Consider the following 15,207-nt stretch of genomic DNA (forward strand, 5'->3'; position numbering starts at 1 on the left):
ATAGATCGTTACGGGTATTAGATTTTTAGTAGAATTGAGGTGGTTCTTGATGTTAATAGGGGCCTTGTTGGTAGCCTTTTTATTATCCATTTTTCTGACTCCTTTTGTCGGAAAGCTGGCCTTTAAATTAGGAGCTACCGATAAACCGAATGAGCGAAAAGTGCATAGTAAAATTATGCCGCGCATGGGCGGTTTAGCTATATTTTTGAGTTTTTTCATTACCTTTTTACTTTTTACGAATGATTTTTGGGAACAATTGCCCCTTCTGGTTGGAGCGCTTGTCATCATTTTGATCGGAATGGCTGATGATATATATGAATTAAGAGCTGCACCCAAATTCCTTGGCCAGGTTTTGGCTGCCCTCATTATCGTATTATGGGGCGGTCTTCAAGTGGAGTTCATCAATTTGCCGTTCATTACCGATACACTTGAATTTGGTGTTTTAAGTATACCGATCACCATTTTGTGGATTGTCAGCATCATTAATGCAATCAACCTAATAGATGGGCTGGATGGTCTTGCAGGCGGTGTCTCGACAATCGCATTAGTGACAATTGCAACAATGGCCCTTATCAAAGGAGATCTATTCGTTGCCATGGTCGCATTGATTGTGATTGGAAGCACTCTTGGCTTTTTGAAATATAACTTTCATCCGGCAAAGATTTTCATGGGAGATACAGGTGCCTTATTCTTAGGTTACATCATTGCTGTCCTGTCCCTGCTAGGATTTAAAAACGTTACGATGATTTCCTTGATTGTACCGATCATCATCCTGGGTGTTCCCATTTCGGATACATTTTTCGCGATTATCCGCAGGCTCGTCAATAAACAGCCGATTTCGGCTGCTGATAAATCCCATTTACATCACTGTTTGATAAATTTGGGATTCACTCATAAGCAGACTGTCTTGCTCATTTACGCTTTAGCTGCTTGCTTCGGCTTAGCGGCGATAATCTTTTCATTTGCAACGATGTGGGGAGCTTTGATCCTTGTAACGGGACTCCTGCTGATCATTGAGATTTTTGTGGAGAAAATTGGTTTGGTCAATTCAAACTATCAACCTTTGCTGAAGATGCTCAACTTTAAAAACAAGCCATGATGCTTTTCAGATAGATTAATAGATTTGAATAGGTGAAAAGCCTCCAACGTTACTATAAACGGTTGGAGGCTTTTTTGGCATTGATTCCTGACTAATTCATGAAAAAAGGAAAACCCCACGTCATGACGAGTGGGGTTTTTCACGTTATTCTTGTATTTGTGATTGAACGGCTTCAGTTGGATTGCTTTCTTTTGGTCCCAGGTTCAAGTGGGATTGAAGTAGCAGCTTAGTGTTCGCTACTGATGTATCGTTCAGTTGATAATAATAGGTTCCGCTAATGGTAGAATCCTGACCTTCAAGTTTGATGGTTTCAAGATCAAGTCCCTTATCGGTAGTCACATATTTTATGAAACCCTTCATTTGTGAGAATTGTAGGTTCGTCGTCATATTGTCACCGACAGCTTCCATTACGTCTGTATATTTCGTTAAGGACCCAGCAGAAGTTGCTTTGGCGATGATGGCTTTAAGGACTTCCTGTTGACGCTCACCACGTTGGATATCACTGTCCTTTTTACGTGTCCTTGCAAAGGCTAATGCTTCTTCACCATCAACAGTCTGTAATCCTTTTTCAAGATGGATGGCGTTCTTCTTATCATGTGAATCCATTTCATTCATTTCATAAGGTACGTCGACTTCGATTCCATCCAATGAATCCACGACATCGATGAAAGCATTGAAGTTCATGCGGACATAATAATCGACAGGGATATCGAGTAACTCCTCAACTGTGTCCATCGTTGCTTTTGGTCCACCTGCAGCATGAGCCGCGTTGATTTTCGTGGTTACGCCTTTGGCTGGAACGTACACATAAGAATCACGGGGAATGCTTAAAAGTTTTATGGATTTCTGATCTTTATTGAATGTAGCCAAGATTAAAGCATCCGAGCGTGAGTTTCCTTTATAGTCACGTTCATCACTATCATCGATCCCTATGAAAAGAATCGAGAAATTATCTTCGAGCGGGTCTACCGTATCACTCCGCTTAGCCGAAGCTTCAACCGGGTCATAGGAATTATTGAATACATTCTGGGCTTTCATATATAGAGTTGCAGCATAGGTAGTGGCCCCTAGACCAAGTACCAGCAGGGGAACAAGCAATAACCAGAGCCTCTTCCGCTTTTTTTTCTTCGTTTTTTTAATTTTATAGACACGCCTAGTAGTAGACATCTTTTTCTTCTCCTTTTAAATAGCGAACATCAGACATAAATCGCTATTTTTCGAATCCTGCAATATATATTTCGTCATATATTAATCTTAATTTTACAATGATTTAATAATTTCGTAAAATAAATATTTCTTTTCAATTATATTACAGCATGAAAAAGGAAAAATATGCAGGAGAAAATCAAGCGAATTCCTGTTCCAAATAAAGCATTTCGGCTTCTGTGATTTGGCCTTGACCATTTGTCAGCTCTGTCATCCAGGCGGTATATACCTCTTTTTGTTTTTCTTCAACATATACTTGGATATCGACCTGATCAAGGTACTGGATTTCCTTTATTTGATAAATCGAAGATCGCAGTTCATTTTCCAATTTTCCAAGCCAGGTATAGTCGACGGTTGTCGAAATGACCCGCATTAATTTTCTAATGACTACTCCAGTGGTATTTATTCCTTCTGAAGTAGCTTTGCTGTAAGCGCGAATGAGACCTCCAGCACCAAGTTTGATGCCACCAAAATACCGTGTAACCACAACGGCGGTGTCTTTCAGTTCTTTTTTCTTTAGAACTTCAAGAATAGGGACGCCTGCTGTACCGCTTGGTTCTCCATCGTCAAGGGCTTTTTGGATTTGATTTTGTTCCCCTATCATATAGGCTGAACAATTATGTGTTGCATCTTTATGCTTTTTCTTGATTTCCTGGATAAAGGCCTGTGCGGCTTCTTCGGTTTCGACCCGGGCGATGTGGGAAATAAAACGGGATTTTTCAATGACGATTTCATGTTCGCCGCGACCTGTCACCGTTAAATATTGAGTGAGCATACTATTCCACCTTCGTACTTCCTATTAGTTGATTCATTATAAGGCTTTGCTTAAAAAGTGGCAATGTCGATTCTTTTTCATTCCGTATGTGTAAAGAAACTTTAATATAAGTAAAAGCTGTACGTGTTATAATTAATTCTATTGCCTGCTATTGTTATTAGCTAGTCATATATGCTTAAAAGAATAACATTGTAGGAAAAACATGAGTTCTGTGCCATAATCTTGCCTTGTCCTTAACGTGTCCTCTCATTTCAAGGATTTTGCCATTTAATAAATGCATCTGTTTCATATGATAATCAATGGAGCGGAATATCCCATTTGATAGAAAAGGATAATTGTATTGGGATAATGGAAATGGCTTTCTGCCTTTGATATGTGACGATTACATTATCCCTAATATCCGATAATATGAGATGGATATTTATTGTACATTTGAGAAAATCATATAAGGAAAATAACGTATTTTTATCATTTTTTTGGTACAATATGTTCATGAAGGTTACTTCATACAAAGGTTTCCTGAAAATTAACCATTCATGAAAAAGGAAAAAGAACTTTTTTTCCATATACATAGTCTTTAAGACAAGAAATTGTTTAAGTCTTTTGATTTAAGTGGAGGGATCTTAATGCCCATAAAAAAGGTTGATGCTAAAGCATTGGACAAGATCTTAGAAACAATGGTGAGCACTGTTAGTGAAAGCAAGGATGAAGTCTTTGATATCGGCGAACAATGCCGAAAGGACTTTGAATCATTAACAAAAGAGCTCGATGATGTGAAAATTAGGGTCGCCATTGTGATAACCGACAGCGATGCACTGGATTCAAAAGCCAGGTTTGCTCGAAAAAGGCTTTCCGAAGTCAGTATGCACTTCAACCATTTTTCTGAAGAACAGGTACGAGATGCTTATGAAAGGGCACATAAGCTGCAAGTCGATTTACAAATAAACAGGCAATTGGAGAAAGAGCTCCGTAATCGCCGGGATGAACTTGAATTAAGGTTAAGGGGTTTACAGCAGACAATCGATAAAGCGGTGCATCTCGTCTCGCAAATATCGGTTGTACAGAATTATTTGATGCAGGATCTTAAATTTGTAGGGGAAGCCCTCCAAGAAGCGAAACGCAAACAGGACTTCGGCTTGAAAATAATCGAAGCCCAGGAGCAGGAACGTAAAAAGCTCTCACGTGAAATTCATGATGGACCGGCACAAATGCTGGCGAATGTCATGATGCGTTCTGATCTGATAGAACGAGTGCAACGCGAGAGAGGTCCTGATGAAGCGTTAGTTGAAATCCGCAGTTTAAAGGTCATGGTAAGGAATGCTTTATATGAAGTGCGCAGAATCATCTATGATCTTCGCCCTATGGCACTTGATGATCTAGGCCTTGTACCTACCCTCAGAAAGTACCTGCAAACGACCGAAGATTATAATACTGGCGTGCATTTGAATTTCGTCAACCTTGGGCAGGTCAAAAGGCTTCCTTCCGATATGGAGGTCGCTTTATTCAGGCTGGTCCAAGAAGCTGTACAAAATTCATTGAAGCACGCGGAGCCAAAACAGGTTCAAGTTAAACTGTCCATTTCCAAAGAGATGGTGACCGTCGTCGTCAAGGATGATGGAAAAGGGTTTGACTCTTCGATCCAAAAGGAAGGTTCATTTGGCTTGGTAGGCATGAGGGAGAGAGTCGAACTGCTCGAAGGTGAAATGACGATCGATTCACAACCAGGGGCGGGCACTTTGGTGTTTATACAGATTCCCTATCATTTATAAACTTTAGAATTGAAACTAGGAGGAAGAAGCCGTTGAAGACTAGTATCATCATTATCGATGACCATCAGCTTTTCCGCGAAGGCGTAAAGCGTATATTAGATTTTGAATCATCCTTTGATGTTGTTGCCGAGGGCGATGACGGAAGCGAAGCTATGGACCTTGTTGAAACACATAAACCGGATGTTGTTATCATGGATATCAACATGCCGAATATGAATGGGGTCGAAGCAACAAAAATGCTCGTGAACCGTTATCCTGAAACAAAAGTAATCATCCTTTCCATTCATGATGATGAAAACTACGTACAGCACGCATTGAAAACGGGAGCACAAGGTTACCTGTTGAAGGAAATGGACGCAGATGCGTTGATTGATGCTGTTCGTGTAGTTGCTGAAGGCGGTTCATACCTTCATCCGAAGGTTACCCATAATTTAGTTAAAGAATATCGCCGCTTGGCAGCCGAAGAGGGTGCTGATCGTGATTCCGTACATGCAATAGAAATCAGGAGGCCGCTTCACCTATTGACTCGACGCGAATGTGAAGTACTTCAACTTCTAGCTGACGGAAAAAGCAACCGTGCCATCGGTGAAACTCTATATATCAGTGAAAAAACAGTCAAGAACCATGTGAGTAACATTCTTCAGAAGATGAATGTGAATGACCGTACACAAGCGGTTGTCCTTGCTATTAAAAATGGCTGGGTAGAAGTGAAGTAATTAAAGCATTCGATAAGTCCGGCTCTTCAGTTTCCGCAATGCGTGCTGAAGGGCCGGGCTCTTTTTGATGAATGAAAGGATCGATTTGACTAATTTTACATATTTACGGTAATGAAGAAAGCTATTTAATGCAAATAAAAGCATTTTCAGATAGAATGGTGAATAAGATACAGAGTAAATTTTTATAAGGATGGTATTATTTATGAAAACCGCAGTCGTAACAGATAGCACTGCATATATACCTAAGGAAATTCGTGAACGTTTACATATACATATGATGCCGCTTAATGTCATTTTTTCCAATGAAGCTTACCGGGAAGAAGTGGACATTGCTGCGGATGAGTTTTATGAGGAAGTAAAGAGGCAGGAGAAATTGCCGACCACTTCTCAGCCTCCAATCGGACAGTTTGTCGAAAAGTTCGAGGAGTTGCAAAAAGAATATGATGATGTTATTTCGATTCATTTGTCGAGCGGTATCAGCGGTACGTTTCAAGGAGCGGTATCGGCAGGTGAAATGGTCGAGGGGGTTAGGGTACATGCCTTTGATTCGGAAATCAGCTGCATGGTCCAGGGGTTTTACGTAATCGAGGCGGCTAAGATGGCACTTGATGGTAAGGCTGCAGGAGAGATCATGGCCAGGCTCGAAGAAATGAAACCATCGGTCAGGGCATACTTCATGGCAGATGACCTATCCCATTTACAGCGCGGTGGACGCTTAAGCAGTGCCCAGGCATTGATTGGCAGTCTGCTTCAAGTGAAGCCGGTCCTCCATTTTGTTGATAAAATCATCGTCCCATTTGAAAAAATCCGTACCAGAAAAAAAGCGATGAAACGAATCGCCGATTTACTTGGAGAAGATGCGGCAAGCGGAGAGAAGTATAAAGCCGTCATTATTCATGCAAAGCGAGAAAGTGAAGCTAAAGAATGGAAAACCGAACTCGAAACACGATTCCCTAATGTCGAGTTCGACATCAGCTACTTCGGTCCAGTAATCGGAACGCATCTGGGCGAAGGCTCGATGGGAATGGGCTGGTATAAAATATAAGCTGGGACGTCTTTCCTCGAAAAAAGAGGAAGGCGTTTTTTTTATAAGCAAAAAGGAATCTGAGAGTAAAAGGCGAATGATATGGAGGAGTATAATTTATTAAGAAAGAAGGTTACAGTTTGGAAAATATGGTCATTCCCCCCTTTTTTTCTCCGGAACTTCAGCACCATCTCACGGGAAGGCACCTTTTGGCCTTCGAAATCCCCTTCTCCCAGGAACTCATCGCAGGGCATCTCAAGAATGGATATGTCTCGGAAACTTGCGGCGTGCAATCCAGCAATGGCCTGTTTAATTGTGTTCGCTGTGGTAACAAGGATCAAGCTTTGTTTTATATGTTCCCATGCAAGATTTGCAATCAAGATTGTACTTACTGCCGCTCATGCATCATGATGGGAAGGGTCAGTGAATGTGCAAAGTTATATAGGTGGACCGGTCCGGGTTTTCAGTTTGAGATACCTGACAATGTGTCGAGTTGGGAAGGCACTTTATCTGCAGGTCAACAATATGCCTCCGACTGTGTCGTTGAGGCGGTAAACGGAAAAGGTGAATTCCTTGTGTGGGCTGTATGTGGTGCCGGTAAGACGGAGGTCCTATTTGCAGCGATTGAGGCAGCCTTGCATGCTGGGAAACGGATTTGTTTGACAACACCGCGGACCGATGTCGTTCTCGAACTCTCACCAAGGTTAAAAAAAGCCTTTCCTGCCATTGAAGTCACGGCGCTCTATGGCGGCAGTGCAGATCGACATGCGTTTTCGCCACTAACTGTTTCTACGACCCATCAGCTATTCCGTTTTATTGAAGCCTTCGATGTCATCATTGTTGATGAAGTCGATGCGTTTCCCTACTCAATTGATGATTCGCTGCATTATGCAGTTAATAAATCGAAAAAGTTTTCTGCCTCAACCATCTACTTGACCGCCACACCTTCGAAACGAATGCAGCGACTATATCGAAGCGGCAAATTGAAAGCCGTTATAATCCCAGCCCGTTATCATCGTCAGCCAATCCCTGTCCCTGAAATGAAATGGAGCGGCAACTGGCAAAAACAATTTCATCAAAAAAAGATTCCTCCCGTAATCAAAGGATGGGTAAGTGAGCGACTTAAGCAGAATATCCCCTTCCTATTGTTTTTCCCAAGCATTCAAGCAATGGAGCAGGCCCTTCCGCTGTTTCAAATGCTGTCCCCTGAATTATCGATTGTCCACTCACAGCACCCTGACCGAAAAGAAAGAGTAATGGCATTAAGGAATGGAAAGGTTCCTGGATTATTGACCACCACCATCCTGGAACGCGGCGTGACAATTGAACGGTTAGAAGTAGCGGTGATTGGTGCTGAACATAAAGTGTTTTCAGATAGTGCCCTCGTTCAGATTGCCGGCCGGGTAGGGAGAAGCTTTGCTAACCCTGCCGGGACGATCAGCTTTTTTCATTACGGTAAAAGTAAAGCGATGGTAGAGACTGTTCACCATATACAAATGATGAATAAAGATGCCATGAAAAGGGGGCTGCTGGATGAAGAGATGCCTTGTTTGTGATGAAGGAATGAAGGAAGCATTGACATGGAGGAGCCTATTGGTGAGGGCTGAGGCAAAGGTGATTTGCGAAAGCTGTGAGGGGAAACTTAATAGGATAACCGGGGAAACATGTACAATGTGCTCAAGGGAGCTGGACGGGAATTACAGCACTGGTGACATCTGTCTGGATTGTTCAAGATGGGAAAGGAATAGGGAATGGGGAGGCTATTTGTCCAAGAACATATCTCTATTTCATTATAATGAATACTTGAAAGATATTATTGCTAAATATAAATACCGAGGGGATTATGCATTAGCTGAGGTGTTCGTCCCTTTTTTGAAAGACAGGTTAAAGGACATGGAGTTTGACCTGGTAACGGTCATCCCGCTTAGTGATGAACGGCTTAGAGAACGGGGATTCAACCAAGGACAGGCTTTGGCAGTCCTTCTCGGACTTCACACTGCCGAGACCTTAACAAGGATCCATACGGAAAAACAATCAAAAAAGTCACGTCAAGAGAGAATGTCAATACCCCAGGTTTTTCAGGTCATACAAATGGATTTACTGGAGCATAAATCAATTTTGATCATCGATGACATTTACACAACAGGCACAACACTCAGGCATGCAGCCAAGGCATTAAAAACGGCTGGGGCCAGAGAGGTATCATCCATCACCCTGGCTAGGTGAAATAGCTTATTTTAATAAACATCCTAAAGTATCGCTGGTATTATTCGATATATACAGTACTAAGAATAATCGTTGTGATGGTGAGGGAGGGAACTCAATGGGAATATTCAACTGTCCAAATTGTAATTCGTTATTCAATATGACGAAATTCCGTGATGTATGCGATGCCTGTTATAAAGAAGAAGAAGCCCAATTCGATAAAGTGTATGCCTATATTCGCAAGAAAATAAATAGAACGGCGTCCATGATGCAAGTGGTTAAGGACACTGGCGTTGAAGAAACTTTAATTATTAAATTTGTGAAAACAGGAAAGCTAAGGATTTCGCAGTTTCCCAATCTAGGAATTCCTTGTGAAAAGTGCGGCACTCACATCAATATCGGAAGGTTATGCGGCAAATGCAGCGATTCCCTCGTTGCGGATTTGCAGGCATTCGAAAGTGAGGAAAGGCGCCAAACTGAAATTCAAGGAAATGATAAAAAAAATACGTACTACATGAAGGATAATCAAAAAGGGTAGGTATCATGGCAATAGCATGCATGATTTGTTGAAATATTCGATATTGAGAACAATATTCGACAATGGTTGTCGAAGGAAAGATTACAAGAAACAATAAAAGAAATCGATTCTTTGTCGATAATAACAATAGGGTGAATAACACAGTCCAGAGCTTTCTCATGGTCTGTTGAAGAATCATATTGTTATGGGATTTAAAAAATCGACCGAAGGGGAGGATCTGGAATATGAAAATCAATAACGTTGGTATGACAGGTGTTAACCCGTATAATCTTCAAGCCAATAAAACGGGGAATATCAAAGAATCTAAGGTCAATGCCTCGGATAAAGTTGAAATTTCTTCAGCGGCAAAAGAAATGCAGCAATCATCTCCGATTCCTGCTGCTAGACAAGCAAAGGTGGACGAACTGAAAATCCAAGTTGAAAACGGAAATTATAAATTGAATGCGCAGGCAACGGCTAAGGGACTCATCGATTTTTACCGGAAATGAACTAAAGTTTGAATGAAGTGGATGGGACTATTTTCCGTCCTTCATTTATGAGCAGAGGAGGCAGCAAAATGTCTGCACGGAACATCATCGAATCGCTTGAAAAATTGATCAAGCTTCATAAAAGCTTCAATCAATTAGCGATAAGAAAAACGGCCATTTTGAAAGCAAGTGATACCGAGGCAATTACTGCCCTGCTGATTCAGGAACAAAAGCACATTAAAGCAATCAGTCAAACCGATATGGAAAGAGAAGGGGCAGTCAAGGAATTTCTCGCAGTAAATGGAACGGTGGGAAAGAAGGCCTCCATCGATGCCGTAATGGAACTGACAGGACCAGTTGAAACGGAAATCCTTGAACGGCTAAAAGCGGAATTGATTGATGAAGTGGCTAAGCTGAAGGAGCGGAACAGTTTAAATCAGCAATTAATCTATCAATCCCTTCAATTCATCAATGTCTCTTTGGATATGCTGAGACCGCAGAATCAGAACTTGAATTATGGGGATTCGGTTAAAAAGCCGGTAAAAAGCGGCATGGCAATGTTTGATTCAAAAGTTTGAAAAACAGAATAAAGATGGAGGTTTGAGTAAATGATTTCAACCTTTATGGGACTTGAAACGGCAAAGCGCGGATTATCCACCTCTCAAGGGGCTTTGTACACGACAGGAAATAATGTGGCAAATGCCAATACATTAGGATATTCAAGGCAGCGGGTCAACCTGGTACAGACGTCTGGCTTTCCTACTGTCGGATTGAACAGCCCGCGCGTAGCTGGCCAAATCGGGACAGGGGTAGCGGCAGAAACGGTTCAGCGGATCCGGGATAGTTTCCTGGATGCACAATTCAGGACACAAAGTAATAAAATCGGTTTTTACGGTGCCATGAGCGAATCATTGTCTAAAATGGAAGGGATCATGAATGAACCAACCGATAGCGGATTAGCTGCCACGATGGAGAAATTCTGGAATTCCCTCCAGGGGCTGACGGCCAACACGGAAAACTCCGGGGCCCGTGAAGTCGTTGCCTCAACAGGCGTCATGGTCGCGGATACCCTAAACTACTACTACAACTCGCTATCAAGCGTTCAAAAGGATATCGGGAATCAAATTAACGTCAAAGCGAACGAAATCAATACGCTCATTAGCAGTATTGATCAACTAAATCAACAAATCAGTAAAGTGGAGCCGCATGGCTATATTCCCAATGACCTTTATGATCAACGTGATGTACTCGTAGACCAACTATCGCAACTAGTCAGTATTAAAGTGAATAACGTCATTCCGACGGATTACGGCAGAGCCAGCGATGTAGCTACAGGGCTATACAACATCGAATTAATGCAAGAAGACGGTTCGTCTTATGTGCCGCCTATCAATCTAATCAGTGTTAACCAAACCGGGATGGTCGGAACGTCCAAAGTTGATGTTAGCTATGATAAAACGACAGGTATGGTAGACGGAGTGAAATTTGGTTCGAAAACATTGACGGATTACAAATTCTCGGGAGAACTATCCGGTTTGATTAACAGTTTTGGCTATAAAAAGGATGATGGCACGATCGGGGGATCTTATCCTGATATGCTGAAAAAGCTGGATAATATGGCGACGGCTTTTGTGAATGAGTTTAATGCCATTCATAAACAAGGATATGCCCTAGGTGATAGCGATCTTTCAACATTAAACTTCTTTGAAATCGAACCAGGTAAGAGCGCTGCACAAAGCATCAAGGTAAACAGTGAGATCATAAAGGATCCCTCAAAAATTGCCGCAGGCGGCAAAAGTGGAGGGGCATCCGGGGATAATGAAAATGCTAAGCTCTTGGCTGACTTGAAAACGAAGGCATTTAGTGATTACTTGACTAAAGACCAAAACTCTGACGAATTGACAGGAAACTTCGACAGCTATTACTCCGGGATCATCGGGAAGCTGGGTGTGGATTCTCAAAGCGCCCAAAAGAACCTTTCCAACTCTGTCGTGCTTGCTACATCCGTTAACCAAAATAGAGACTCTGTCAGTTCTGTATCCTTGGATGAGGAGATGACCGATATGATCAGATTTCAGCAGGCATACAACGCTTCTGCAAGAATGATGACGATGATGGATGAAATGCTCGATAAAATCATAAACGGAATGGGTACCGTAGGCAGATAAAAGGGAGTGAGCAAACATGCGGGTAACGCAATCGATGCTAACCAATAATATGTTAAGAAATTTAAGCGGCAGCTATGAAAAGATGGCCAAGCTGCAAGAACAGGTTTCCTCTCAAAAGAAATTCTCAAAACCATCAGATAACCCTGTTGCGGCCATGATGGGAATGGGGTACCGGACAAACCTCAATCAAATCCAGCAGTATACCAGTAACATCTCGGAGGCAACTAACTGGATTGACAGTACCGATGATGCCATTTCTGAAGCAGTTTCCGTTCTTCAAAGGATTCGTGAGTTAACCGTTCAAGGTAGTAATGGAACCTATGATGGAGAACAGTTCGAAAGTGTATCAGAAGAAATTAAGCAATTAAAAGAACATCTCATAACTCTTGGCGACACACAGATTGGCGGGAAATATATTTTCAACGGTCAGGATACGAATGTGAGGCCATCGTCCGTTAAAGATGCGAATGGAAATACGGTGTATGGCACAGGGGACATAAACCTTGAAGTGTTTTCCGGGATTTCCCTGAAAATCAATACGGACGGTTCGAAGATTTTTGGTGATGCGCTTGCTGCTGGCGGAAGCATCGACCAAACAATCGATGCACTCGAAAATGACGGTGACGTGAGTGGAACGCTGGCAGGACTTGATGCAACTATAGATACTTTCTTAAGCATGCAAGCACAGGTAGGCGCAAGGCAGAATCGGATTGAGCTGATGACGGATCGTCTCAAGCAGCAGGAGGTTTTTGCCACTGATATTCTTTCGAAAAATGAGGATGTCGAAATTGAAAAAGCGATCATGGATTTGACGACTCAAGAAAGTGTCCATAGTGCTGCATTAAGTATCGGAGCAAGAATCATGCAACCGAGTTTATTGGATTTTCTTCGTTAAGCTATTCTTAAATGGATAGCTTTTTTCTATAAGGAGTGTTGATGATGCAGTTTCCGCAAATTAGATTACAATCCACCTCAATGAAGATCGGATTGAATATAGAACAGCCTGTACAGCAAATAGAACAAAAGCCAGCAGTCCAATCAATTGAACAGCCGCAAGCGATCCTGGATATCCAAACGACACCAGGAAAGCTGACGATCGATCAGTCACAAGCGAGAGAAGATATGGATTTGAAAAGCCTATCCAAGCGAGTTGAGGAATTTGCACAGCAGGGCTATCAGGATTGGCTGGCAGGTATGGCAAGAAGGTCACAGCAGGGGACGGAGCTGAGGCATATTGAAAAGGGCGGTAATGCACTCGCTGAACAGGCCAGGCAAAACAGCAAAGGGCCGGAGAAGCAATTCAATCTCGGCTGGATTCCCTCTCATTTCAGTGTGCAGCTTGACTATCAGCCTGCCCAGGTGGAGATTGAAGCAACCGCTCAGAAACCGAATATTGATGCCCAAATCAATAGACCGAACCATACATACACACCAGGGAGTGTAGAAGTGGAAATTCTACAAAAAAATGCGCTGGATATAGATTTCATTAATTTGTTTCCGGATGAGATAGGTGAGTGAAAACATATATGAATAGGCAAACAAAATTTCATGGCGAAATAGAGATAACGCAAGAAAACATTTATACATTTGAAAGCGGGATACCAGGGTTTTTAGAAGAAAAACAGTTTTGTTTGCTAGCTTTGGAGGAAACACCCTTTTTTGTCCTGCAATCTATAACAACAAAAGAGGTTGCTTTTATCATGTTGAACCCTTTTGATACTTTTCATGATTATGAAGTGAAGCTTACTGATGAGGTACTATCTACTTTGCAAATAGAAGCAGAAAAGGAAGTCATTACGTTCGTGATTCTAACAATCCACGAACCATTCAATAAAACGACCGCTAATCTTCAAGCTCCTATCATTTTAAATAGCGCTAAAAAAACAGGAAAGCAGTTTATCATGAATGGAAGTGGCTACATGACTAAGCATCTTCTTATTGAACCTTCAGTAGAACAGGAGGAAAAATAATGCTTGTTCTAACTAGAAAATCTAATGAATCGATCATGATAGGTAATGATATTGAAATTACGGTCTTAGCTATAGAAGGCGAACAGATCAAACTTGGTATTAATGCTCCAAAAAATGTCGAGATTCATCGAAAAGAAATCTATCTATCTATTCAGCAAGAAAATAATGAAGCTACTAAAACAGAAACCAGTATTCTGGAAAATTTATATGAACATTTCAAGAAAAAATCTTAAAATCTCTAAATATGTTTCTAAACATGTCGATAATACATATACAACGATGAGTAGTGATATAGACGGGCGTCTTATTCACTATCCATCGTAAAAAACCACATGGATGTGGGAACTTAAAACTCAAGGAGGAAACCAAAATGATTATTAATCATAATATCGCAGCACTTAACACTCATCGTCAACTTGGTGCAGCAACAAACGCACAATCTAAATCTATGGAAAAACTAGCTTCGGGTCTTCGTATCAACCGTGCAGGTGATGATGCAGCAGGTCTTTCAATTTCTGAAAAAATGCGTGGCCAAATCCGTGGATTGGATCAAGCTTCTCGTAACTCTCAAGATGGTATTTCATTGATTCAAACTGCTGAGGGAGCTTTGGGTGAAACTCATTCCATCCTGCAACGACAACGTGAACTAATTGTTCAAGCAGGTAATGGCGGAACTTTAGCAGATGAAGATCTTCAAGCAATCAAAGATGAAATCTCGGAATTAAACAAAGAATTAACTGGTATTTCGGAACGTACTGAATTTAATGGTAAAAAATTATTAGACGGTGGTTTCAAAAGCGATTTCCAAATTGGGGCAAACGCAACACAAACGCTTGAATTGACAATCGAAGGTGAAGCAGGTAAAGGATTCAGCGCGGATGACTTAGGCGTAGGCGCACTTGCTCCTGATGGTACAACTGGACAATTTGATACTGACATCGCTTTAGTTGATGCGGCAATCAAAACAGTCTCTGCTGCTCGTTCTAAGCTTGGTGCAAATCAAAACCGTTTAGAGCATACAATTAATAACTTAAACAATGCATCTGAAAACCTGACTGCTGCAGAATCTCGTGTACGTGACGTTGATATGGCTAAAGAAATGATGGAACAAACTAAAAACTCTATTCTTTCTCAAGCAGCTCAAGCCATGCTTGCACAAGCCAATCAACAGCCACAAGGTGTTCTTCAATTACTTCGTTAATTTTTTGAATCAAGATGAATAGGAAGACTCTAGCAGATTAGCTAGAGTCTTTTACTATTTATGAGGGAA

17 protein-coding genes are annotated in these 15,207 nt (G+C 41.6%); 15 read left to right on the forward strand and 2 right to left on the reverse strand.

What is annotated here, in order from left to right; genetic code table 11:
* Positions 1–49 precede the first annotated feature (49 nt).
* Positions 50–1,099 (forward strand): glycosyltransferase family 4 protein, encoded by a 1,050-nt coding sequence (locus ACQKKK_RS06785; RefSeq protein ID WP_427615046.1) that lies wholly within the window; start codon positions 50–52, stop codon positions 1,097–1,099.
* 144 nt (positions 1,100–1,243) lie between these two features.
* Here the strand turns inward: ACQKKK_RS06785 and ACQKKK_RS06790 are convergent, their stop codons facing one another.
* A complete protein-coding gene (locus tag ACQKKK_RS06790) occupies positions 1,244–2,266 on the reverse strand; it encodes an LCP family protein (RefSeq protein ID WP_427615048.1) in 1,023 nt (340 codons plus the stop codon).
* A gap of 178 nt (positions 2,267–2,444) precedes the next feature.
* Complete coding sequence (locus ACQKKK_RS06795; RefSeq protein WP_427615050.1) at positions 2,445–3,080, reverse strand: YigZ family protein; 636 nt, start codon at positions 3,078–3,080, stop codon at positions 2,445–2,447.
* Between the two features lie 626 nt (positions 3,081–3,706).
* On the opposite strand from ACQKKK_RS06795, the gene ACQKKK_RS06800 reads away from it, so the two are divergent.
* The 14 genes from ACQKKK_RS06800 to hag all read left to right on the forward strand — a co-directional run bounded on the left by ACQKKK_RS06800 (position 3,707) and on the right by hag (position 15,138).
* Positions 3,707–4,849, forward strand: a complete 1,143-nt coding sequence (locus ACQKKK_RS06800; RefSeq protein ID WP_427615052.1) for a sensor histidine kinase — start codon at positions 3,707–3,709, stop codon at positions 4,847–4,849.
* Between the two features lie 32 nt (positions 4,850–4,881).
* Positions 4,882–5,565: a response regulator gene (locus ACQKKK_RS06805; RefSeq protein WP_061465606.1), complete on the forward strand. Its 684-nt coding sequence runs from the start codon at positions 4,882–4,884 to the stop codon at positions 5,563–5,565.
* A gap of 202 nt (positions 5,566–5,767) precedes the next feature.
* Complete coding sequence (locus ACQKKK_RS06810; protein WP_427615054.1) at positions 5,768–6,610, forward strand: DegV family protein; 843 nt, start codon at positions 5,768–5,770, stop codon at positions 6,608–6,610.
* A gap of 188 nt (positions 6,611–6,798) precedes the next feature.
* A complete protein-coding gene (locus tag ACQKKK_RS06815) occupies positions 6,799–8,145 on the forward strand; it encodes a DEAD/DEAH box helicase (RefSeq protein WP_427615055.1) in 1,347 nt (448 codons plus the stop codon).
* Positions 8,123–8,815, forward strand: coding sequence for a ComF family protein (locus ACQKKK_RS06820; protein ID WP_427615056.1), 693 nt, complete (start codon positions 8,123–8,125; stop codon positions 8,813–8,815). Before ACQKKK_RS06815 ends, ACQKKK_RS06820 begins: the two co-directional genes overlap by 23 nt.
* 97 nt (positions 8,816–8,912) lie before the next feature.
* Positions 8,913–9,332, forward strand: a complete 420-nt coding sequence (locus ACQKKK_RS06825; RefSeq protein WP_427615058.1) for a TIGR03826 family flagellar region protein — start codon at positions 8,913–8,915, stop codon at positions 9,330–9,332.
* Positions 9,333–9,556: 224 nt separating this feature from the next.
* Positions 9,557–9,820 carry a flagellar biosynthesis anti-sigma factor FlgM gene (gene flgM / locus ACQKKK_RS06830; protein ID WP_410860570.1) on the forward strand — a complete coding sequence of 88 codons (264 nt, stop codon included), beginning with the start codon at positions 9,557–9,559 and terminating at the stop codon, positions 9,818–9,820.
* 68 nt (positions 9,821–9,888) lie between these two features.
* Positions 9,889–10,377 (forward strand): flagellar protein FlgN, encoded by a 489-nt coding sequence (locus tag ACQKKK_RS06835; RefSeq protein ID WP_427615060.1) that lies wholly within the window; start codon positions 9,889–9,891, stop codon positions 10,375–10,377.
* Positions 10,378–10,407: 30 nt separating this feature from the next.
* The gene (gene flgK, locus ACQKKK_RS06840; RefSeq protein WP_427615062.1) at positions 10,408–11,967 is read left to right on the forward strand and encodes a flagellar hook-associated protein FlgK; all 1,560 of its coding nucleotides are present in this window, start codon (positions 10,408–10,410) and stop codon (positions 11,965–11,967) included.
* 16 nt (positions 11,968–11,983) lie between these two features.
* Entirely contained in the window at positions 11,984–12,862 is an 879-nt protein-coding gene (gene flgL / locus ACQKKK_RS06845; RefSeq protein ID WP_427615063.1) for a flagellar hook-associated protein FlgL, read from the forward strand.
* Between the two features lie 41 nt (positions 12,863–12,903).
* The gene (locus ACQKKK_RS06850) at positions 12,904–13,485 is read left to right on the forward strand and encodes a DUF6470 family protein (protein WP_427615065.1); all 582 of its coding nucleotides are present in this window, start codon (positions 12,904–12,906) and stop codon (positions 13,483–13,485) included.
* 8 nt (positions 13,486–13,493) lie between these two features.
* A complete protein-coding gene (fliW, locus tag ACQKKK_RS06855; RefSeq protein ID WP_427615300.1) occupies positions 13,494–13,937 on the forward strand; it encodes a flagellar assembly protein FliW in 444 nt (147 codons plus the stop codon).
* Positions 13,937–14,170 (forward strand): carbon storage regulator CsrA, encoded by a 234-nt coding sequence (gene csrA / locus ACQKKK_RS06860; RefSeq protein WP_056524408.1) that lies wholly within the window; start codon positions 13,937–13,939, stop codon positions 14,168–14,170. The genes fliW and csrA overlap by 1 nt, the downstream gene beginning before the upstream one ends.
* 137 nt (positions 14,171–14,307) lie before the next feature.
* Entirely contained in the window at positions 14,308–15,138 is an 831-nt protein-coding gene (gene hag, locus ACQKKK_RS06865; protein WP_427615066.1) for a flagellin Hag, read from the forward strand.
* Positions 15,139–15,207: the final 69 nt, after the last annotated feature.

Source organism: Peribacillus sp. NPDC006672 (assembly GCF_050274955.1).
GTDB lineage: Bacteria > Bacillota > Bacilli > Bacillales > DSM-1321 > Peribacillus.